The 19,194-nt window shown below is 60.7% G+C and carries 17 protein-coding genes; 10 read left to right on the top strand and 7 right to left on the bottom strand.

Going from position 1 to position 19,194, the window contains the following annotated elements:
- Window positions 1–84 precede the first annotated feature (84 nt).
- On the top strand, window positions 85–675 hold the full coding sequence (locus C8J43_RS10420) for a hypothetical protein (RefSeq protein ID WP_133030856.1): 591 nt from the start codon (window positions 85–87) through the stop codon (window positions 673–675).
- Between the two features lie 694 nt (window positions 676–1,369).
- Here the strand turns inward: C8J43_RS10420 and C8J43_RS10415 are convergent.
- Complete coding sequence (locus C8J43_RS10415; RefSeq protein WP_133030855.1) at window positions 1,370–2,458, bottom strand: hypothetical protein; 1,089 nt, start codon at window positions 2,456–2,458, stop codon at window positions 1,370–1,372.
- 376 nt (window positions 2,459–2,834) lie between these two features.
- On the opposite strand from C8J43_RS10415, the gene C8J43_RS22315 reads away from it, so the two are divergent.
- Together C8J43_RS22315 and C8J43_RS10405 are read left to right on the top strand one after the other, a co-directional pair.
- Window positions 2,835–3,233, top strand: coding sequence for a hypothetical protein (locus tag C8J43_RS22315; protein WP_243645508.1), 399 nt, complete (start codon window positions 2,835–2,837; stop codon window positions 3,231–3,233).
- A 290-nt stretch (window positions 3,234–3,523) separates the two neighbouring features.
- On the top strand, window positions 3,524–6,973 hold the full coding sequence (locus C8J43_RS10405) for a type ISP restriction/modification enzyme (RefSeq protein WP_165899600.1): 3,450 nt from the start codon (window positions 3,524–3,526) through the stop codon (window positions 6,971–6,973).
- Between the two features lie 72 nt (window positions 6,974–7,045).
- Here C8J43_RS10405 and C8J43_RS10400 read toward each other — a convergent pair whose 3' ends face one another.
- On the bottom strand, window positions 7,046–8,863 hold the full coding sequence (locus tag C8J43_RS10400; protein WP_133030853.1) for an SIR2 family protein: 1,818 nt from the start codon (window positions 8,861–8,863) through the stop codon (window positions 7,046–7,048).
- A 579-nt stretch (window positions 8,864–9,442) separates the two neighbouring features.
- Here C8J43_RS10400 and yhhA point away from each other — a divergent pair.
- The 4 genes from yhhA to C8J43_RS10385 are packed head-to-tail and all read left to right on the top strand — an operon-like array spanning window position 9,443 to window position 12,034.
- A complete protein-coding gene (yhhA, locus tag C8J43_RS21900; protein ID WP_165899599.1) occupies window positions 9,443–9,613 on the top strand; it encodes a YhhA family cyclophane-containing RiPP in 171 nt (56 codons plus the stop codon).
- 17 nt (window positions 9,614–9,630) lie between these two features.
- Entirely contained in the window at window positions 9,631–10,755 is a 1,125-nt protein-coding gene (gene yhhB / locus C8J43_RS10395; RefSeq protein ID WP_133030852.1) for a cyclophane-forming radical SAM/SPASM peptide maturase YhhB, read from the top strand.
- Window positions 10,752–11,333, top strand: a complete 582-nt coding sequence (yhhC, locus tag C8J43_RS10390; protein WP_133030851.1) for a cyclophane-containing peptide 2OG-Fe(II) oxygenase YhhC — start codon at window positions 10,752–10,754, stop codon at window positions 11,331–11,333. The genes yhhB and yhhC overlap by 4 nt, the downstream gene beginning before the upstream one ends.
- A 41-nt stretch (window positions 11,334–11,374) precedes the next feature.
- Window positions 11,375–12,034, top strand: coding sequence for an HEXXH motif-containing putative peptide modification protein (locus tag C8J43_RS10385; protein ID WP_133030850.1), 660 nt, complete (start codon window positions 11,375–11,377; stop codon window positions 12,032–12,034).
- Here the strand turns inward: C8J43_RS10385 and C8J43_RS10380 are convergent.
- The 3 genes from C8J43_RS10380 to C8J43_RS10370 are packed head-to-tail and all read right to left on the bottom strand — an operon-like array spanning window position 12,002 to window position 13,443.
- Complete coding sequence (locus C8J43_RS10380) at window positions 12,002–12,376, bottom strand: hypothetical protein (RefSeq protein WP_207893371.1); 375 nt, start codon at window positions 12,374–12,376, stop codon at window positions 12,002–12,004. The two genes, C8J43_RS10385 and C8J43_RS10380, sit on opposite strands and share 33 nt — an antisense overlap.
- A gap of 10 nt (window positions 12,377–12,386) precedes the next feature.
- Window positions 12,387–12,770, bottom strand: a complete 384-nt coding sequence (locus C8J43_RS10375) for a hypothetical protein (protein ID WP_133030849.1) — start codon at window positions 12,768–12,770, stop codon at window positions 12,387–12,389.
- Window positions 12,763–13,443, bottom strand: a complete 681-nt coding sequence (locus tag C8J43_RS10370; RefSeq protein ID WP_133030848.1) for a hypothetical protein — start codon at window positions 13,441–13,443, stop codon at window positions 12,763–12,765. Before C8J43_RS10370 ends, C8J43_RS10375 begins: the two co-directional genes overlap by 8 nt.
- Window positions 13,444–13,770: 327 nt before the next feature.
- Here C8J43_RS10370 and C8J43_RS10365 point away from each other — a divergent pair, with 327 nt between their 5' ends.
- The 3 genes from C8J43_RS10365 (at window position 13,771) to C8J43_RS10355 (ending at window position 17,419) form a co-directional block, all read left to right on the top strand.
- Window positions 13,771–14,949, top strand: coding sequence for a dsDNA nuclease domain-containing protein (locus tag C8J43_RS10365; RefSeq protein WP_133030847.1), 1,179 nt, complete (start codon window positions 13,771–13,773; stop codon window positions 14,947–14,949).
- Between the two features lie 137 nt (window positions 14,950–15,086).
- Window positions 15,087–15,506 carry a hypothetical protein gene (locus tag C8J43_RS10360; RefSeq protein ID WP_207893370.1) on the top strand — a complete coding sequence of 140 codons (420 nt, stop codon included), beginning with the start codon at window positions 15,087–15,089 and terminating at the stop codon, window positions 15,504–15,506.
- Window positions 15,506–17,419 carry a hypothetical protein gene (locus tag C8J43_RS10355; protein WP_133030845.1) on the top strand — a complete coding sequence of 638 codons (1,914 nt, stop codon included), beginning with the start codon at window positions 15,506–15,508 and terminating at the stop codon, window positions 17,417–17,419. Before C8J43_RS10360 ends, C8J43_RS10355 begins: the two co-directional genes overlap by 1 nt.
- A 608-nt stretch (window positions 17,420–18,027) precedes the next feature.
- On the opposite strand, the gene C8J43_RS22170 is transcribed toward C8J43_RS10355, so the two are convergent.
- A complete protein-coding gene (locus tag C8J43_RS22170; protein WP_207893369.1) occupies window positions 18,028–18,369 on the bottom strand; it encodes a hypothetical protein in 342 nt (113 codons plus the stop codon).
- An 86-nt stretch (window positions 18,370–18,455) separates the two neighbouring features.
- The gene (locus tag C8J43_RS22165) at window positions 18,456–19,025 is read right to left on the bottom strand and encodes a hypothetical protein (RefSeq protein ID WP_207893368.1); all 570 of its coding nucleotides are present in this window, start codon (window positions 19,023–19,025) and stop codon (window positions 18,456–18,458) included.
- Between the last annotated feature and the right edge of the window lie 169 nt (window positions 19,026–19,194).

Here is a 19,194-nt window from a genome sequence, read left to right as displayed (position 1 = left end):
ACTGCGATTAACATGCGGAGGACTTGAATATGCCCGCGAATTTTGGTGGAATGCGGGATCGGTCTTTCTAGGGACTCACGGTCGATGATGCGGAAGCTTCTTACCATTTCGGTTCTGGCCTGCGTCGCTACCGGAGCTCCGGCAAAGACGATCAACCTTGCCACGATGTCCGAAACCGGCGGCTACGAGATCTCGTTCTGTGCACGCCCCTCTCCCAACGGCGGCAAGCCCGGACATGCATTCGTCGCCTTCAGTAAGGTCACGACACCGGGTAACCGGCAATTTCTTGGGATCGGGCACACGCTGGCTGCCGGCACCAGCGCGACCGCAGCGACCTGGAGCTATTTCGGCTCCCCCGTACCCGGCGTATTGAAGGAGGAGGTTTACACCGCGATCCGGCAGCAGTGCCTTACGGCCAAGGTTAATAGCGCCGATTACAATGCCGCCTACGCTCTGACCCAGCCACCGCTGCAGAAGATGGGGATCACCACCGTCGGCGGTCCCGTATTCGAAGCATATAAGCTCGGCGATAAGGACTGTATGACGTTTATGATCAGCGTGGCACAGATACTATCTTACAGGGGCCTAGTCGTTCCTGCTCGTGGTTCCGTTGAGTTTCCAATGGATTACATGCAGCGACTTATAGCTAGTAACGGAGCGGATTATCTAAAGTAACGAAGATAGAGATTAGCTAGAGGCAGGGTAATCACAATAGTTTTACTTGCCTAATCGACGTCTAAAACAGCTCGATGCTATCGCCAACGGCGACGGGTAAGCGCCTAGCTGCCGGACGACCGTTACACGATGAAATGGCAGTTATGGCGGAGCAGCTGTTCACTCGTAAGCCGGCGAATGACGGAAATTGGTAGTGTGCTACCGCTGCCATGTCGCGAAACTGCTAAGTTTCGCGACAGATGTGACCTCGCCTACGGCTGACTGAAAAAGCGATTATCGGGCTGTCGCAAATGCCCGTTCCGAAAAGAAGTGGATTCGATATGCATTTGCGACAGCGAGCAGTGATGTCCTGCGGACCCAAAAGGATCCTGCGGACCCAAAAGGCGACATTCGGCGGCGCTTTCGCGATCCCCAACTTCAGACAACTGTTCATCTCGGCAAAGCGCGCCATGGAGCGACCGCCGAAGCGTGCGCAAAGAGGCTGAAAGTGAGACAAAGCCGTCTTTCCCGACCCGCCACTTGAATCACGCTTTTAGCGAAAGCGAACGATCCAGCCTTGCATGGACGCCATCGTAATCGACCACGGCAAGGCTAGGTCCAGCCTAGCAACTACTAGCCGCCGATTATTGATTGCCAACATTTAAAACTACCGACCATTTCACAACAATGTCGCTTGTTTCAGCCCGGCCGAAGATCAATTCTCCTGGTGCACAAATTCAGGCTCGTCCCCGTAGCCCTTGAGCTGGTGCTTGAGCATACTGAAGCCCGACCGATAGCGATTACCCGCTCCCGGATCATTGGAGACGACCACCAGCTTGGTGAGATCTTGGGCCGCTGCCTTCTTGAAGATCATCCTAAGCGCATCGTCGGTCGAATTGGCTCGCGGTGCGTAGACCGGGTCGATGGCAGCACGCAGAAGGTAGGTCGCAAAATCGAGGCTCTGATCCAGCACGTCCGTCGTCGTCGCGCTGGGCACATTCTCCACTCTTTTTACCAGCGGCGGCAGTGGAATCGGCGCGGGTTTTAGATTGTCATAGAAGATATACGCTGCCGCGCAGTCGTTACGTCCCAGCAGTGTGTGCTGCGGCCCGCGCTTGAGATGCGATTGCGAGACATCCGCCATCGGCCGTGCGTAACGCTTCGCCTGGAAGATAAGCGGAATGATGCGGTGGTCATCCGGGCGCTTTCTGGCACCTGGTTGCACGGTTTTCCCGTCAAAGTCGAGAATGAGCCCGAAATCGCCGCCGGTCGTCTGCTCTCCGCCGCCAACCTCAAGGTCGATGTTGCTGATGGAGAGTGTCGCCCCGGCGCGCCTGATTGGCTCAGCAATATAGGCGGACCAGATTTTTCCCTGAGCGCCAAGCGCTTCGAGGAGATGTGTGGTCAAACCGCCCTCTCGCTTCCGGCCGACACACGTCTCGAGCTGGAAACCGGTGGCAGCTTCCAGGGCAGCGAAGAACAACCACCAATCCGCCAGATCCCGGTAAACCGGAGGTTTGGTCAGCATCTGCTTGAGAAGCAGGTCAAAGGAATCCAGCTTTTTGGGATCGTTCATAGAAATGAGGGTCATCAGCATCGTGCCAGCGTCGGACTTCCATGCGCCGGTTCCGCGGATGGCGTCACTCTTGAACGCGTCGGCCTTCAGAGAGGCGTTGGTGAATTCCTTCATCGCACGCACGGTGTGCTCGTCCGCGATCAGGGCGCGGGCATATTCTTCGGCCGCCATCAGTTCGTACACCGTCATCCCGATTGTGCCGAGCATCGTTTGGTCTTCGTCTGCCATGGTCTTCCTAAGCCGGCACCGTCGCCGGCGTTTGTCATCTTGCCTAGTCGCGACCGTAATCGGAATCGCCGGCACGATCATACCTCCAAATAATCACCGTCTGTCTGAGCGCGTTAATTCGCCGATCGGCGGTTTTCCCAAACAGGCGCTGAGGTGGTCAGAGCACGTCGGAGAGCTCACAACTCTGAAGAAAATCACTGAAATTAAGAAATCTCCGGACCGGCCCAAGTCGGGATTCGATAACCCAAGTCAGGATTTGATAAAGCGTTCGCGACGATCGCGAACGTGGAGTGTTTAATAAAAGATGCAGGAGTTCGCGTCCGTTACAACGTCGTCAAGAAAAAGGTTTAGATCGATATTCCGGGCCACAGACGCCATGATCGAGAATCACGTCCTTAGTCATGTGCTCGTTGCCGATGAAGTAAGGCGGGCGCAGGACGATAGCGCTGAAACCCATCTGATCGATCATCAACTCGGCGCCCAATTTCCCCGCGAAATGTGGGACGTTCACGGCACGATCGGCATCGAATCTCAACAGATAGACGAGGCGGTCGACGCCCATCTCATGCGCGACGTTGAGCGGGATGAGCGCTTGGGTGAACTCGTCTCCAATCACGACATTCAGCAGAAACAAGGCCCTGACGCCGGTGAGCGCGTTGCGCAGCGCGTTAATGTCGAGCGGTTCGCCTTATGCGACCTCGACGCTGACCAGGAAAGTGGCCTTTGCAGGATTGCGGGCAAGAACCCGGATCGCGGCTCCGCGCCGGACAGTTGATCGACGACATGGCGGCCGACGCGACCTGAACGCCGCCTCTCACGTCCTCATAGGTCTCGCCCACGTTCCTAACGGTCTGCATCCGAGCGATCCATAGACGGCTCTCGTCAGGAGTCTCCGCCCCGCCATTATCGATGCGAAGTCGTGACGCGTAGGTTCAGCCGGTCCAACGGTGAATGGGTTTGGTGCTGGAAGACTGTCGCCCTATAAGCGGTAAGGGGGACGCTCAGACGAGCCGGATCTCGTTTAACAGGCGCCGCCTGTCGAGTATAAGGGCGAGGCGGGGACGTGTGACTTACAATTCAAATGAGATAACCGAGGAGTTCTTCGAGTCAGTCCGACGTGTCCGCGCGATTGGCGCAGGCACGCCTGAGACCGCCTACTATCCGGCGTTGCACGCGCTCTTTGAGAAGGTCGGTGCTTCACTAAAGCCCAAGGTCACCGCGCTCTCCCAGCTGGCAAACATTGGCGCCGGCAGCCCCGACTTCGGGCTTTTCGCGGCGAAGCAGATCCAGAAGGGCGAACCACGTCCCGGTCAGAAGCCGGAGCGAGGTGTCGTGGAGGTCAAGGCCGTTGCAGATGACACGCTGTTCAAGTCAACGCCTGCCCAGCTGACGAAGTACTTCGACGCCTACGGCCTCGTTCTCGTCACCAACCTGCGCGCCTTCCAGTTAGTTGGCGCCGGTCCCGACGGAAAGCCAACCCGCCTCGAGGCATTCAAGTTAGCGGAAAAAGCGGGGGATTTCTGGGATCTTGTTCAGGATCCGGTTGAGGCCGCGAAAGTCATCGGGCCAGCGTTTATTGAGTACTTGCGTCGTGCGATGACCCAGAATGTCGCTCTGATCCATCCCAAGGACGTCGCGTGGTTCCTCGCCTCCTATGCACGCGATGCCTTGGCAAGGGTCGAGGCCGCCGGGGATCTGCCTGCCCTGAAGACCGTGCGATCTGCGCTAGAGGAGGCGCTAGGCATCACGTTCGAGGGCGCAAAGGGCGACCATTTCTTCCGATCGACCCTCGTCCAGACGCTCTTCTACGGCCTCTTCTCCGCATGGGGCATCTGGGCCCGGACCACGCCGCGTAACCCAACGCGTTTCGACTGGCACTCCGCTGCATGGACCCTTCACGTCCCCTTCGTCGCTGCTCTGTTCACGCAGCTCACCTCGCCAAAGAACATCAAGAAGCTCGATCTAGTTGAGATCCTCGACTGGACCGGCGAGACGCTTAACCGTATCAATGCGGCTGAATTCCTCAGGCGGTTCGAGGAGGGGCAGGCAGTCCAATATTTCTACGAGCCCTTCCTACAGGCGTTCGATCCCAAGCTGCGGAAGCAGTTCGGCGTGTGGTACACGCCTCCAGAGGTCATTGACTACATGGTAGCGAGAGTCGACCTCGCCCTGAAGAATGAGCTCGAGATTCCCGACGGGCTTGCGGACGAACGCGTCTACGTGCTCGATCCATGCTGCGGCACCGGTGGCTACTTCAACGCAGTGCTTCGTCGGATCCGCGACAACCTTGAGCCCCATGGGCTTGGCAGTGCGCTGGCGGATCGCCTCCGCTTAGCCGCGTGCAACCGCGTCTTCGGCTTCGAGATCATGCCGGCCCCATTCGTTGTCGCTCACATGCAGGCGAGCATGACACTCGCCAACCTTGGCGCGCCTCTGACCGGGGATGCAAGGCCATCGATCTACCTGACCAACGCCCTCACGGGGTGGGAGCCCCACACTAACAAGCCGCTACCATTCCCCGAGCTTGAGGAGGAGCGCGCTTCGGCCGATGCTGTTAAGCAGAAGCGGCCCATTCTGGTGGTGTTAGGAAATCCACCGTACGACGGCTTCGCCGGGATCTCGGGAAACCTTGAGGAGCGTGCGCTCTCGAACGAGTACCGCAAGGTCAGTAAGGTGGCGCCATCGCAGGGCCAGGGCCTAAACGAGCTCTACGTCCGCTTCTTCCGCATGGCCGAGCGTCGGATCGCGGAGAGAACGGGTGAAGGCGTGATCGCTTTCATCTCGAACTACAGCTGGCTGGACAGCTCCAGCTGCTCCGGCATGCGAGAGCGCTACCTCGAGGCATTCGACATCATTAACGTCGACTGCCTCAACGGCGACAAGTACAAGACCGGTAAGAGGACACCGGAGGGCCTTCCCGACCCTTCCCTTTTCTCGACCACGGCCAACCCGGCGGGAATTCAGGTCGGCACGGCAATCGTGACAATGGTGCGCAAGCGGGAGCATAAATCCACAAGCGTCATCGGCTTCCGCAACCTGTGGGGCGCCGGCAAGCGGGCGGCGCTCGCGGCAACGGCGGAAGCCGACCCCGACGCAATTTACGAGAAGGTCGAGCCGACGCTGCCTATGCGTCTTCAATTCATGCCCTTCAACGTCGACGCCGCGTACTTCGATTGGCCGCTCCTGCCTAGCCTGCTCCCAGTCGGGTTCCCCGGAGTGAAGACAAGCCGTGACGAGTTCCTCATCGACGTTGATTGCGAAGCGTTGAAGAAGAGGATCGAGCGCTATCTGGATCCGAAGGTCTCCGATGCTGCTCTGGCCAAGGCGTATCCGGCACTCGCCAACGCAACAGAACGCTACGATCCGGTGGCAACGCGGAAGGCGATCGTGGAACGAGTCCACAATCAAGGGCGGATCATTCGCTACGCCTACCGCCCCTTTGATGTGCGCTGGATGTATTGGGACGCCGACACGAAGCTCGTAGACGAGAAGCGGCCCGAGTTCATGGTCAACACTTCTTTCGAGAACCGTTTCCTCACCGCAGGCATCCGCAACCGCATGGGAATCTTCTACAAGCCTCAGTCGACAAGCGTGCTTGGCGATCACCATCTGGTGGAAAGCAACGTCTCAATATTCCCGGCGAAGGTCCGGCAGGACAGTCAGAACGTGGAGCCGAACGTCGCCAAGTCCGTCAAGGCGCTCTTGACGGAACGCGCCTTAACGAGTGACCAGCTGTTCGATCATGTTCTCGCGACCCTGAACGCACCGATATACGAGACAGAGTACATGGATGCACTGCGGGTCGACTGGCCCCGCGTGCCGTTCCCGCAGACGCAGGACGTGTTCGCGAGATCAGCAGCACTAGGCGCTAAGCTGGGTGCCCTGCTTGATGCAGAGGTCGACATCGACGGTGTAACCAAGGGGCCGCTCGCAGCAGGGCTGTCAACCATCGCCCTACCCTTCGGAGAGAGCTTCGAGGTCACGGCAGGCTGGGGTTCTATCCAGCGCAAGGAGAACGGAACTCGGCTCGTCATGCCCGGCATCGGCCTACTAACCGAACGAGAATGGAGTGAAGCCGAGCTCAAGGCACTAGCTCAGATTGGGGACAGACACGAGCTTGACCTGCCGCTCCTTCTTGACATCCTCGGGACCAGAGCAGTCGACATCCAGGTCAATGCCGCGGCAGGATGGCGCGGGGTCCCAAGCCGCGTGTGGATGTATACTGCGGGGGGCTACCAGGCGCTCAAGAAGTGGCTTTCCTATCGCGAGAAGGAGGTTCTCGGCCGCCCGCTTCGCGGCGAGGAGATGTTGCACTTCGCCCAAACTGCGCGACGTATTACGGAGATCCTGGCCATGGGACCGGCGCTGGACGAAGCTCACCAATCTGCGCGGGACGATGCGCTCCTTTGGCCGAAAAGCGAAGACGGCCGCCAGCCCGCCATCCTCATCGACGACGGCGAAGATGATGAGCAGGAAAATTCAGCAGACAGTGAGAACGACATAGTTGGCGTATAAGGCCGCACCAGGGCAAGAGCCCCGCGCCTAACTTTGTCCTCGAACGGTCTCATCGAAGCACCGAGGATCAAATCACGCTTCGCAATGCAACCGGTTGCGGATTCGCCCAGCACTATGCTCGTCATCGAGCGCCTCGTAGATGTTCAGCGCGGTCTCGTAGAACTGCGCCTCTTCGATACGGGACCCGTGCGCCTCGTCGTTGAACTTCGCCCGCATTGACCGGATCGCCTCCGCTAGGTTCTCAAGCGCACCAGCATGCTGTTCGCCGGGCGTGTTCATCCCGGTCCACTGGACTACCTCGCGAAAGAGTGTTTGGGCCTCTCTTAATCGGCTTGCGGCCTGAACGCCTTCCCCCTCATACTCAGCCAAGGCGATGAGTGCGCCAGCGAGGCCCTCCTTGCATTCCTTGGCCTTGTTTGCGTCCTTGGAGGAAAGACCGGGAAGCGCAGCGGCATAGAACTGTCGCGCCTCCTCCAAGCGCGCCTTCCGCTTTTTCTTCGTCTCACCGACAGCATCGTCGTCTCCGCGCCGCTCCTGCTCGGCTTGCGATTGAACGGCTTCAGCGAGATAGAAGGTCATCTGCGACCATTCGCGCTGCTGTGCATGGGCGTCCAAACCGTCCCTCACCCGCTTCGCAATGTCCTCGATCAGCGAAAAAACCTCGGTGAGTTTAGTCGCGTCCTCCGCGAGTGCATCGGACTGCTCCCGCAGCGCCTCGATGTACGTGATGACGTCAGCCGTCCGTTCGACCCCGGTTCGCTCCACCAGGACACGCAGTTCGTCGATGGCCGTCGTCAACGCTTCGTGGTCGGAGAGTCTGCGCTTGTAATGGTTGAAGAGGCTGTCGGCGTGGATTGCGAGAAGGTCGTCGTCCATCGAGAAGTCGTCGTGGGCCTCGATGGCCTCTGCGGCCTTTCGGAACTGCAACGCGGATCGGAATTCCGTCGCGTCGTCCGTTGGCGTTCTGTCGAGCCTACCATGTTCCGCAGCATGCGCGACCCGCGCCTTAAAGGCCTCCTGCAGCCTTCTCACGTCAGGGCCCGCACTCGCATCGATGCTGATGTCCGCCTGACGCTCCAGAACCCCAAGGGGATCGCTGAGCCAATCAGGGGCACCGATCCCGGCTTCGCCCACCACCTGGTTGAAGAAGTCGTCCGCCTTCTGGCCGAGGATGAAGAACTTGTTCTCGCCGGTTGCGAGCAGCGCCTTGGCCCGCTCAGACAGCAGGTCGAGGTCGTCCTCGTAGGCGATCCAGTAGACGACCATGCGGGGCAGCGCTTTCGCGGCATACTGCAGTAGGGTCATGACGCCCTCCTCCCCGCCGGCGTAGCCCACGATTACAAGGACGCTGGCCTCCTTGAGCAGGCTCATCATCATGACCTGCAGACCGCGATCGTCCTCCGTCTCTCGCAGAGCCGCATAGCTGTTCCTAAGCTCGTAGGTGTGCATCGATCCATGCAGATGCACGACCTGCGGCCGCGACGGCGTGGGCGAGATGCGGTTGAGCGATTCCAAGCCGTCCGCGACGACCGGCACAATGCCGGTGCGTATCACGCCCTGCAGGGCAAGCTGATCGAAGTTGGTAGTTAGGATCGTATGAACGAAGCGTTTCTCCACGAGGGCGCCGAGGCAGGCGTGCGCCCAGTTGAGCGTGTATTCCTTGTCCTCGACAAGCCGGCTGATGAGCTCGCGCTGCTCGTTCGGGTGCTTCATGTGTTCGGTGAAGATGTAGCTGTAGAGCCTGCCCCACGGCACCATGCCATCGACAGGCCCGTATCGCTCGGGCACCCGATTGGCGGCTATCAGCGCGAGGAGTGCTTCATGTGCCCCACGTCCTTCGCGTTCGACGCCGTAGTCGTCGGCGATGCGAACGATCGCCTGCTCCGCCACGCCGGCCGCCAGCGGAATGCCGGCGCTGGCCGAGCAACCAGCACCAATCAGAAAGACGGCGCGACCCCTGTGTCGTTCGGCACCACTGCCGCTTCCACCATCGTCGGCTCCCCGAGGGTGCCCACGGGCCCTTTGAAGATCCTGGACGAGTTCGCTGATCTCCCGCGGTCTGGGTCCGGTCTGCGGTCGCGTTGGCAAGGCTTTCTCCACTCTGTCAGCCAATGGAGGCTACCGTGAGGATACGCACGGGTCTATAGCGTGATTTAGATCAGCAGACGGTCGAATTGCTTAGAGACATCTTAGCGAACCATTCGGTATTCCGTTAGTTTCCCGCCCACAACACGGTTTGAATGCTTCGCCCTATCATGCGATTGAGTACCATTTTCTATGTATAGTTCCCATCATGGGGGATAGTGAATTATGCTACATCATAAGTTCTATACAATCTAATCTCCGATTAGGCGTGTGAAACGGTGGTCGGCCAAACAGATTGAGCGGCAACGCACGAGATCGTCTGGATGCGGGCTTGGGTTTGAAACGACGAACGGCTATGGTGGAAGCTCAACAAGGGAGACTCTCATGGACGACGCCGCTTGGACGCTCGCCGACCGCACCACCTACCCATCGAACGACGCTCTCGAAGTCGAGTTCACGAGCCCGGCGATCGCGCGGCTGATCGAGGAAGTCCGGGTCGAAGAGTCGGGCGTTCCCCGCAGTTACAACCGCACGTTTAACCGCCACAACCGGTAACCGGAACGTCCAGGCCGGTGCACATCGATACGGTCCTCATCAAGGTCGCGAGCCGCTGCAACCTGGATTGCGGCTACTGCTACGTCTATCACATGGGGGACGACGGGTGGCGGTATCAGCCGAAGCGGCTGAGTCCGGAGGTACAGGCCAGAGTATGCGCCGACCTTGGGGATCTTCTGCGTTCGCAGGGCCGTCCGTTCTCCGTCGTCCTGCATGGCGGCGAGCCGCTGCTCATGGGGACCGAAAGGCTGACGGCGCTGTTCGCGGAACTGCGGGCGGAACTGGGCGACGCCTGCGGTATCAGCGTGCAGACCAACGGAGTATTGCTCGATACCGATATGCTGGATGCCTGCGCGGATCATGGCGTGACGATCTCCGTGAGCATCGATGGTCCGGCGGACGTCCACGACCGCTTCCGGGTCGACCTCACCGGCAAGCCGACCCATGCCAAGGTACTGGCCGGCATAGAACGGCTCAAAGCGCATCGCTGGGGCAACCACCTGTTCTCAGGCGTCCTGGCGGTCGTGGATCCCGCATCCGATCCTTCGGTCGTCTACGACTGGTTCCGTGATCTTGGAACGCCCAGCGTCGACTTCCTGTACCGCGACGGCAACTACGACGATCTGCCCTACGGCAAGGCGACCTACGGGTCGGTCGAGTACGGACGCTGGATCTGCGGAATACTCGACCGATACGTCTCGGATCCGAACCCCTTCCGCATCCGCATGCTCGACGACATGATGAAGCTCCTTCTCGGGGGCAGCGGAGTAAAGGAGGGCGTCGGCCTGACCGACTACGGCATCCTCGTGATCGATACGGACGGATCGATAAAGAAGAACGATACGCTCAAGAGCAGTTCGCCGCGTGACGCCTTTTCGTCGGTCCTGTCTGTAGGAGGCGGCGCCATCGCGAAGTTCGCCAGCAGCGAGGAGTTTCTGGAATACCATCATGCCCAGAGGCCGAGTTCGGCTATCTGCCAAGCGTGCCCAATCCTAAAGGTGTGTGGGGGCGGGATGCTGACCCACCGCTTCAGTGCGAACCGAAGCTACGATAATCCGACCGTGTTCTGCGAGGATCAGTGGCTACTCGTGGCGCGCATGCGCGCCCACCTGTCCGGTCATCTCGATCGAGCGGCTGCGTGACCGGGACCATCCTCTGCAACGCGCGGCAGGATCCGTTTCCGCACGCGACCGCGACGGTGCCGCTTCCATCCGAGCTGTGCGAAGCACTGCTGGGCTGGTTCGAAGGCGACGCTCCCTGGATGCTGAGGATCGCCAGCTTCTACGAACAGTGGGAGATGCACCTAGATGCCGCCGACCTGCCGTCGCACCTCCGATCTGTCGTCTCCGACGAGGTCGCGACAAACCTCGCCAATGGCCTGCTTAAGCCCATCGGCGCGAACTGTCCCATCCTGACGGAGGTGACGGCGCACAAGCTGCTTACCGGCCAGACCATCCGGATTCACAATGATCACCTCGAGGATGGGGAGACGCATAGGATCCTAGTGCAACTCAATCGTGGATGGTCGGATCAGCAGGGGGGATTACTCATGCTTTTCGGCAGTGCCGCCGCGAGCGACGTGCGACGCATAGTGCGGCCGCTGCACGGTTCATCCTTCGCGTTCGAGATCAGTCCCCGGTCGTTCCACGCCGTCTCCACGATCGCGTCGGGTGAACGGTATACGCTGGTGTATTCCTTTCGGGACGCCGAACGGACGTGACGGACCCGGGAGTGGTACCGTGGCGGCTGCTAGGTAGAAGCTTGGACGACCAATCACCTGCGTCATCGACATGGCTGAGGGACAGGATCGTCGATGCGTCACAGGACGTAGCATCCCACGTCGAGCGTCAAAAGCTCACGACCCTTGCCGCCACCGCGATCAACGAGGACATGTGCCTACGTTCCCAGGAACTGATCGAACAATGTGGCGACCTCGCCGATCTCATTCGAAGCGTGACGCATGAGATCCACTTGCTCGAGGCGCCCCCGGGCTACGACGTCAGCCACAGCGAACCATGCTGGCCGCACCGCACCCTCGTATCCGTGCCCGACCGCCACGATGAGGTCGGAGCGCTCCGCTTCGCCGAAGGCGTGATCCACGAGGCCATGCACTTGGCGCTTACCTTGCTCGAGAACGATCGGCTACTGGTTCGAAGCCAAGCGGACATGATGACATCTCCTTGGCGCGAAGAACCGCGCCCCATCGGCGGCGTCCTACATGGGCTGTTTGTCTTCTCATGCCTATTTGCCGCATTTCGCAGGATGGCCGGCGCGATTGATACCGCGGCAACCCATCACGTCAGCAGTCGACTCCGCGACATCGCTGGAGAGGTCGGCTCAATCAATCTGACGGCGCTATCTTCAGGTCTGACACCCTTCGGATGCACATTAGCGCGACAATGGTCTGAAGCGTGCCGATAAGCGGGTTCCAGCATCCGCAGCAATCACCTTCCGAAACCTGACCACGCACAATCCAGCGTAATAGCGGAAATCCGTCTGATCCCGTTCGCCGTAGCTGACGTGCTTGAGGAAGCGCCCGACCTCCCTGGCTGCGCGTATGGGGATCGGGAGCTTTCCATCCAGCTGCGTGGAGTTCCAGTTCAGCTTCGTCAGCGCCATCATCCCGGCGGCGATGTCGGGCGGTGGCGTTTCACATTCGTAGGGCCTGAGCTGCAGCGGCGACGGCACGCGCATCCCCGGATAGGTGCCGTAATATGGGACGCTGCCGCGCGTGTAGAGCAGGCCGTTCTGGCCGACCTGCACGAAGCTGCCCTTAAGCGGCGGGTATGGTCGTGGGCGCGGCGGCGATCGCAGCCGTGAAGGATTTGCGGCGCGTCGTCGGAGCCGCGCGGCTGGCAACCGTCGCCGACGTAAGGCTTGCGACCTGCGGCTGGAGGAGGACCATCCGCACGATCGCATAGCCGAGCCCGAGCGTCTGGGTCGAGACCGCGACCGCCGACGCGCCGACCGGCAGTGGCCCACAAGCCTCCGGGTGGAACAGCACCCACGCCGCGGTGCCCGTGATCGCAAGCGTGATGCCGAGTCCCAGATAGCCGAGTGAGAGCCGCAACCTGAACCACGCTTCGCTATGCCGGCATGACCGGTCGAACGCCTCGCGCTCCTGGCGCAGTTGCTCGCGGGCCCGGCCGTCAGCCATGATCGCTCGGTGCTTGTGCCGCCATGGCGCGTTTCCCGACCTCGATCTCGATCATCGCATCCATCACGCCGGGCAGCGGACCCTGTTCGAGCGCTTCGATCTGGACCAGCGCGCCGTTGACGATCTCGCCGAACGGGAAGATCAGCGCCGGCTCGGCGTGAACACCTGCGCGGGCGAGTGCATCCCGCTTATCCGGATCGATCGGTCGTTCCTCAATGAGAAACTCCTTGGTTCGGCGGCTGAACATCGCTTCGAAAGGCTCAGTGAAATTGGACACGCGCATGTTACGGGAATCACCGACCGTGGCGCCATAGTGGAGCGATAGCGTAGAATACCCGGCCGAGATGATTTCGACCTTGATCTCCTCATGGGTCGCTTCGCGCTTCTTGATCGAGAGGTGCAGTTCCCATTCCACACCGCGTTCGCCCAGAAGCAACCGCTCGGCTTCGCTAGCAAGATCGCGCCCGATCGACAGATCGAGCCCGAAATCGGCAATCCGCCGCGTCAGCGCAAGCTTCACGATATCGATCGCGGAATAGAGCCGTCGCCGTCCGCTGCCGGGATGCTGTTCGCCGAGCGCCACAACCTTTCGGTTGATCCAGGTTTGCAGCAGATCCTTGCGCAGTCGCGTGATAGCGAGGACGTCCACCTGTTGGTATCTCTGCTTGGTCAAGTCGCACGCCACAATGTAAAGTAGCATTGCAACTTTAACTGTTCACGGTAAAGATGGCATTGCTACTTTGTAGCCGAAGGCGTGCAGCTTGGCGACTGCCGCAACACCGGATCGCCACTCTATACCGACGATCAGCCTACTGCTGATCGTTCAGCCCCGCGCTGCCTACTGCGCGGGGGGACATCGGTAGCCGACCGCGCGGACTCCACTCGCCGATCCGCAGTGACCAATGCCGCCGTACACTTGTCAGATGTATCGCCTCGCGTTTAAGGTTTTACGAGATGTGACAGCGGGGGGCTGTGACGGCCAAGCCGAAAGTGCAGAGATCTGTCGTCAGAGACTGAAACCCTTGAGAACGACGAAGAGGCCTGGCCATCGATCGATGACGCTCACCCTTCCGAAGAAGGCGGCCCGATCGCGCGTAAGGGCTTCAACTACCAGGACGAGATCGCCGTCGGCTTCGTTCTGGAGATGCTGGCCAACCCCCAGCTGGCAAAGATCCATTTCGAGACCCATGACGATCTAGTGCTTGTCTGGGCCATTGGCGCGCCGCCCCTGATCGCCGAGTTTGTGCAGGTCAAAGGTGCCGAAGCGGACAAACTCTGGTCCGTCGCGGACCTCTGCCTGCGCAAGAAGCAGGCTGTCGGATCGTCAATCTTTGAGAAGTCTCTGGATCGCGACCAGCACGAAGAGACCGCGCGCTTCCGAATCGTCACCCTACGTCCGGTGGTTTCCGATTTGACGCCGCTAACTTACGCTCGGGGAAACGACGCGCGCGCCTTAGACTGCGGCGAGATGGTCGCTCTCAAAGCGGACCTTGATGGAAGGATGCCCGGCGTCGTGTCTCAGCGGGGCAATGGGACCGGGTACTGGCTGGACAACTGTCAGTGGGACGCTCGCCACGACGAGGCGGCCGTCAAGACGCACAACAGGATGCGGCTTTTCGAGATCATGCAAGCCGCCGGAAAACCACTTCTACTAGAGCATATGGACATCCTACTTGATGAGCTGCGCAAGCTTGTGAAGACGGCCGGCGACGCAAAGTGGAAGCCGGATAAGGCGAAGAAAATTCTCATCCGCAAGGCCTTCTTGGCCATGTGGGACGCGTGCCTGGCCAAGCTGAAGGACGACGCCGCTCAGCCTTCGGGCGGCAAGCTAGTCGAGAAGATGAGTGACGCCTATCTCACAGGGACGGTGGTGGCCATGGCAGTCGATATGCGGCTTGATTACGCCCGCTCCGTACGGACTTCGCGCTACATGCAGCCGGATGAAGCCGGTCAGCTTCAGGGACGCGTCAAATCCGAGGTACAGACCCTCAGCGCCAGACGCGCCGCCGGAACCCTCGATCTCGACGGGCCCGCGTTCCACGCCCTCTGCGTCGATCGAATGGATGCGATCAACGCTTCCCTGCCGGCGGACCAGGGCGACCGATCCGCCTTCCTTAAGGGCTGCATGTACGACATCGCTGACCGGTGTCTCCTGCGCTTCGATCGGACTGGGCTGTGAAGTCTCTGTCGCGGCTTGGAACTCGTCCTGCCAGCCTCCCGCTGGCAGCCGACGACATCCTCGAATTCCACGCCGCGCGACTGCTGCTGCTTATGCATGTCTGCGGGACGGCGGGCCGGATCGATGGTCTGACCAAGATGGCCAAGCTCGACTTCTTCACCCGCTACCCGGACTTCTTCGATGCCGCGCGGGCGGCGATTGAACCCGATACGCAGTCCGCGCCCGTCGACCGTTCGGACGCTGTGGAGTCCACGATGGTGCGGCATCACTACGGTCCTTGGGACAAGCGCTACTATCAGGTCCTCGGCCATCTTGAGGCGCGACGATTGATCACTGTGTCGAAGGTCAAGAAGTCCTACCAGATCGCGCTGTCGATCGAGGGCGCGGAAAAGGCCAAGGCTCTCGCCAAACGCCCGTCCTTCGCCACGCTCATCGAGCGCCAGAAGGCCGTGAAGAAGACCTTCGGCGGCAAGTCGGGGACCGTACTTAAAACCCTCATCTACCAGCTTTTCGACGAAGAGGTTGGCAAACGCACCCTCGGACAGGTCATCACTTAATGAGCGCGTCTTTCCTCTCAATCCGAAGCCTGGAACGTCGGCTGGCGACCGGCAACGTTGAGCCGCTCACTTTCCAACCCGGCGTAAATGTTTTCGTCGGACGACCTAATACCGGTAAGACAAAGTGGCTGCAGACGCTCGACTTCCTGCTCGGCGACACTGGAGCCAACCCCTACGAGCAGAGCGACGAGGAGGGGCTCGCCGAGAAATATGATGCGGCCGCTGCGACGCTCTGCATCGCCGACGAGACGTTCCGGATCGAGCGCCGCTGGCGGGAGGCCGGCGCCAAGGGGAAGGTCTTCGTCGGCGACGAAGGCATGCTCGCGGGAGATTTCCAGCACTGGCTCATGGAGAAGCTGGGCATCCCGCTGGTGAACTTTCCCAAGGGCAACCCGATGTCCGGCCAGACTTGGCCGGAGCTCAGCTTCCGCACCCTGTTGCGGCACATCTTCCGCCAGCAGCGCTTCTGGAGCGGCCTTGTTGATCAACAGGCCGACACCGAGCAGCACGCCAGCCTGTTGCTTTTCCTCGGCCTGGCCGAGCGCATTTACAGTGAGGACTATGGCAAGCTCGTAGATTTGAAGCTCAAGTCGATGCGGTTGAGGGCACGCCGTGAGCAATATAGCGAGACCCTTAACGATCTAGCCGTCGGTCTCCTCGACTCCGAGGACGCCCCCCTCGGCGTGAACGAGACCACCGTCACCGCCGCCTTGAAACGGCTTCGGGACACTGTCGAGCGCCTGCACACCCGAAGGGTCGAAGTCCTGACGGCGGCCAGCAACACCAGTCTTCCCGCATCCGACCGCTCGCGTGTTACCGAGCTTGGCCATGCGCGGGCCGCGGCGCTCGAGGAAGTAACGGCGGCGCGCCGGAAGCGGCAGGGGGCCGAGGACAGGCTGGCTGAGGTCCGGCGATACCGCGCGGACCTCGGGGCCGAAATCGAACGAATGGGTCGGGTCGCCGACGCCAGCGAGCTGCTCGCCGATCTGAAGGTGACCCACTGCCCAGCCTGCGACCAAGGGATTATCCCCTATCGGAAGCCTGACCACTGCTTCGTCTGCCACCAACATCTGCCTGAGGAGCCGGAGATCGCCGGGCTCGGCGAGGTCCGGCTCCAATTCGAGCAGGATCGGCTGAACGCCGAATTGCTCGAAGCCGAGGAGCTCATCTCCGTTCTTGCGCGCGACGTTGACAAACAGACAGAGGCCTCGCGGGCCGCCGATGAGAAGCTGCGAACAATCGAGGTCGAGCTTGCGCCCGCCCGTCGCGCCGTGGCTGCCGTCGCCCAAGCCGATGTGAGCGCGATTGATGTGGCTCTGGGCAAGGCGGCTGAGCGGCAACGCCAGATGGACCGGGTGGCCGCGGCGCTTGAGTTGGGCAAGAGCCTGACCGGACAGGTCCAGGCTCTCGAAGACGAGATCAATCCGCTTCAGGAGAAGGTTGACGAGGCCAACCGATCCATCGACTTCAACGCCGCCGCTCAAAAGCTCGAAGACGGGATGAACGCCTACCTCGCCGCCCTCAATGTGCAGCGCCCGGAGACTTGGAAGCATAGCCCGGTTGAGGTCGATATCTCCAAATCCACCACCAGCTTCCGGGTCGGGCGCAAGCGCTGGCAGGGCGCCCTCGGCGGCACGGACTCCCTCTACTTCCTCATGGCCTACCAGTACGGGCTGCTCTCGCTTAGCCCCGTCCCCGGCATGCACTACCCGGGACTGTCGATCATCGACGTTCCGGGCGAGTTCTCGGGCGAAGAGGTAAAGGACAGCGAGAATTTCATCGTGCAGCCCTTTATCGACCTCCTTGCCGAGGATGGGTTCAAGGGCGCTCAATTGATCATCACGGGTGCCTCTTTCGACGGCCTCAAGGGCGTCCACGTTCAGAAGCAGACCCACGTTCACGTGGCGCGATAAGAGGTCCAACGGGCAAATGGCAGGCTTATAACTTCTTTACGTAAGCTGGGGGCTTCAGAGCTGATGGCCGCCGACGCTTCGAGTCCCGTGCTTGAGATTAGCGCCTATCCGTTCCGGAACCCGCTGGCGCACGGTGTCGTGTTTTCGAGATGGTTTGCGTAATCGCTATTGGCGCAGAGACGACCTCCCCCGTCGCATCCAAGATGTCCCTTCTAGGCCATGGCGAAACCAGCCTCAATGACCACCTGTGGAGCGCGTAGCTGCCGGCAGCCACGGATGTACGAAGGGCCGCTTAGGCCAGTGATCGGCCAATTGGACCCCTGCCCCGTCAATGAACGAACGGCTGTTTACAACAATCGCTGCCCGAAAGCGGCCGGGCCGCTATCCACCAAAATTTCGCCGAAATGCAGATGGTCTGCATTCACCAGACCGGTAACATCGAAGCCCAAACGCGACCAGAGCCGCCCGGACGACCACAACGGATCAGAGGAAAACGCTCGTACGAGCGCGGATGAGCGCCGCGAGGCCGCTCATCCGGGGTCGCCCCCGCGAGGGGGGCTCGCGGACTGGTGAACGGCCCGCGCCCTGATGGAGAGACCGGTTCCCGGTCAGCTCCGGTCGTCGTCTTCAAACTGGACCGGCTGCGGCTTGCGCCGAGCGTTGGGCTTGGCGCGCCGCACGTTGACTGACGCTGCGCTGATCATGTTCTTGATGTGAGCGGCATAGTGCTTCTGGATCATCTCGACGCTGGTGCGGCAGTTACGGGCGACGGCATACACATCGGCCCCCTCCATCAGCCGGAGACAGACATAGGTATGGCGGAGCGAATAGGCGGTACGCGCCTTGCCATCGCGATCGAGCTTGAGACCGACCTTGTCGAGAATGCCGTTGAAGAGCTTCACATGATTGTCGGGGAAGACCTTGTCGGTTGGCTTAGGCAGTTCAGGCACCGGCGTCTCCGGCGCTTGCGTGACCCCCTCCACTTCTCGACGCCTGCGCTGCCGGCGGGTTTCACCCCGAACCGGCTCCGGACGTCCTAGCAGACGCTCATAGGGGCGAACTGCGTTCGGCATGCTCTTGCAGAAGCCGACGCCACGCTTGCCCGTACTTCGATCTCGAGAATGCGCTGTCCGGTTTCATTGTCGATGACGATCTCGACATAGCGGTGCTCGAGATTGGATGCCTCGTCCGGGCGCAGGCCGGTGTTGGCCATGAACAGCACATAGTCATGCACCTGCTCGGCATTCCAGCGATAGTGCTCGTGGAAAGGCTCCTTCGCATAGGCACCGGTAGCCTTGTAGAGCTGCCTGTACTCGGCAGGGCTGAACCAGGGCCGATGCTCGACCTTGTTGGAGGCGCGGTACGGGCTGGATATGTCCGGTACGTGCGAAAGCCAGCCGTGGCGGACCGCGGTATGCAGCACCTGCCGCAGCGTCACGATCTCATTGTGGATGGTCTTCCAGGCGGGCGCCTTGTCGATCACCGGCCGATTGCTGAGCGAGTGAGGGTTGGCCACGCCGCGTGAGGACATACGATGCACGCGATATTCCTGCACCGCGCCCGCGGTAATCTCCGAGAGGCCCATGTCGCCAAAGAACGGGACCAAGTGAATCCGCAAGCGGATCGCGTGTCCCTAGGTCCAGCGCACGCTGCGTTGACCCTCGGTGATCACTTCATAAAAGCATCTCCTGTCCGGGCTCATCCGCTGTATTTTCTGCGGGGCAAAACTATACGATCAGCGGGAAGGACTATTACCGCTGCGCCGGCCAGAAGGA

This window comes from Sphingomonas sp. PP-CE-1G-424 (genome assembly GCF_004341085.1).
GTDB lineage: Bacteria > Pseudomonadota > Alphaproteobacteria > Sphingomonadales > Sphingomonadaceae > Sphingomonas.
Note: the sequence above shows the minus strand (reverse complement) of the source record. Positions and strands in the feature narration are given on the sequence as shown.

What these genes read in the sequence shown, in the direction of transcription:
- C8J43_RS10420 (WP_133030856.1), top strand. Translation starts at nt 85, where the DNA reads ATGATGCGGAAGCTTCTTACCATTTCGGTTCTGGCCTGCGTCGCTACC.
- C8J43_RS10375 (WP_133030849.1), bottom strand. Translation starts at nt 12,770, where the DNA reads ATGGCTGACGGCCGGGCCCGCGAGCAACTGCGCCAGGAGCGCGAGGCG.
- C8J43_RS10415 (WP_133030855.1), bottom strand. Translation starts at nt 2,458, where the DNA reads ATGGCAGACGAAGACCAAACGATGCTCGGCACAATCGGGATGACGGTG.
- C8J43_RS22315 (WP_243645508.1), top strand. Translation starts at nt 2,835, where the DNA reads ATGATCGAGAATCACGTCCTTAGTCATGTGCTCGTTGCCGATGAAGTA.
- C8J43_RS10360 (WP_207893370.1), top strand. Translation starts at nt 15,087, where the DNA reads ATGGCCAAGCTCGACTTCTTCACCCGCTACCCGGACTTCTTCGATGCC.
- yhhA (WP_165899599.1), top strand. Translation starts at nt 9,443, where the DNA reads ATGGACGACGCCGCTTGGACGCTCGCCGACCGCACCACCTACCCATCG.
- C8J43_RS10355 (WP_133030845.1), top strand. Translation starts at nt 15,506, where the DNA reads ATGAGCGCGTCTTTCCTCTCAATCCGAAGCCTGGAACGTCGGCTGGCG.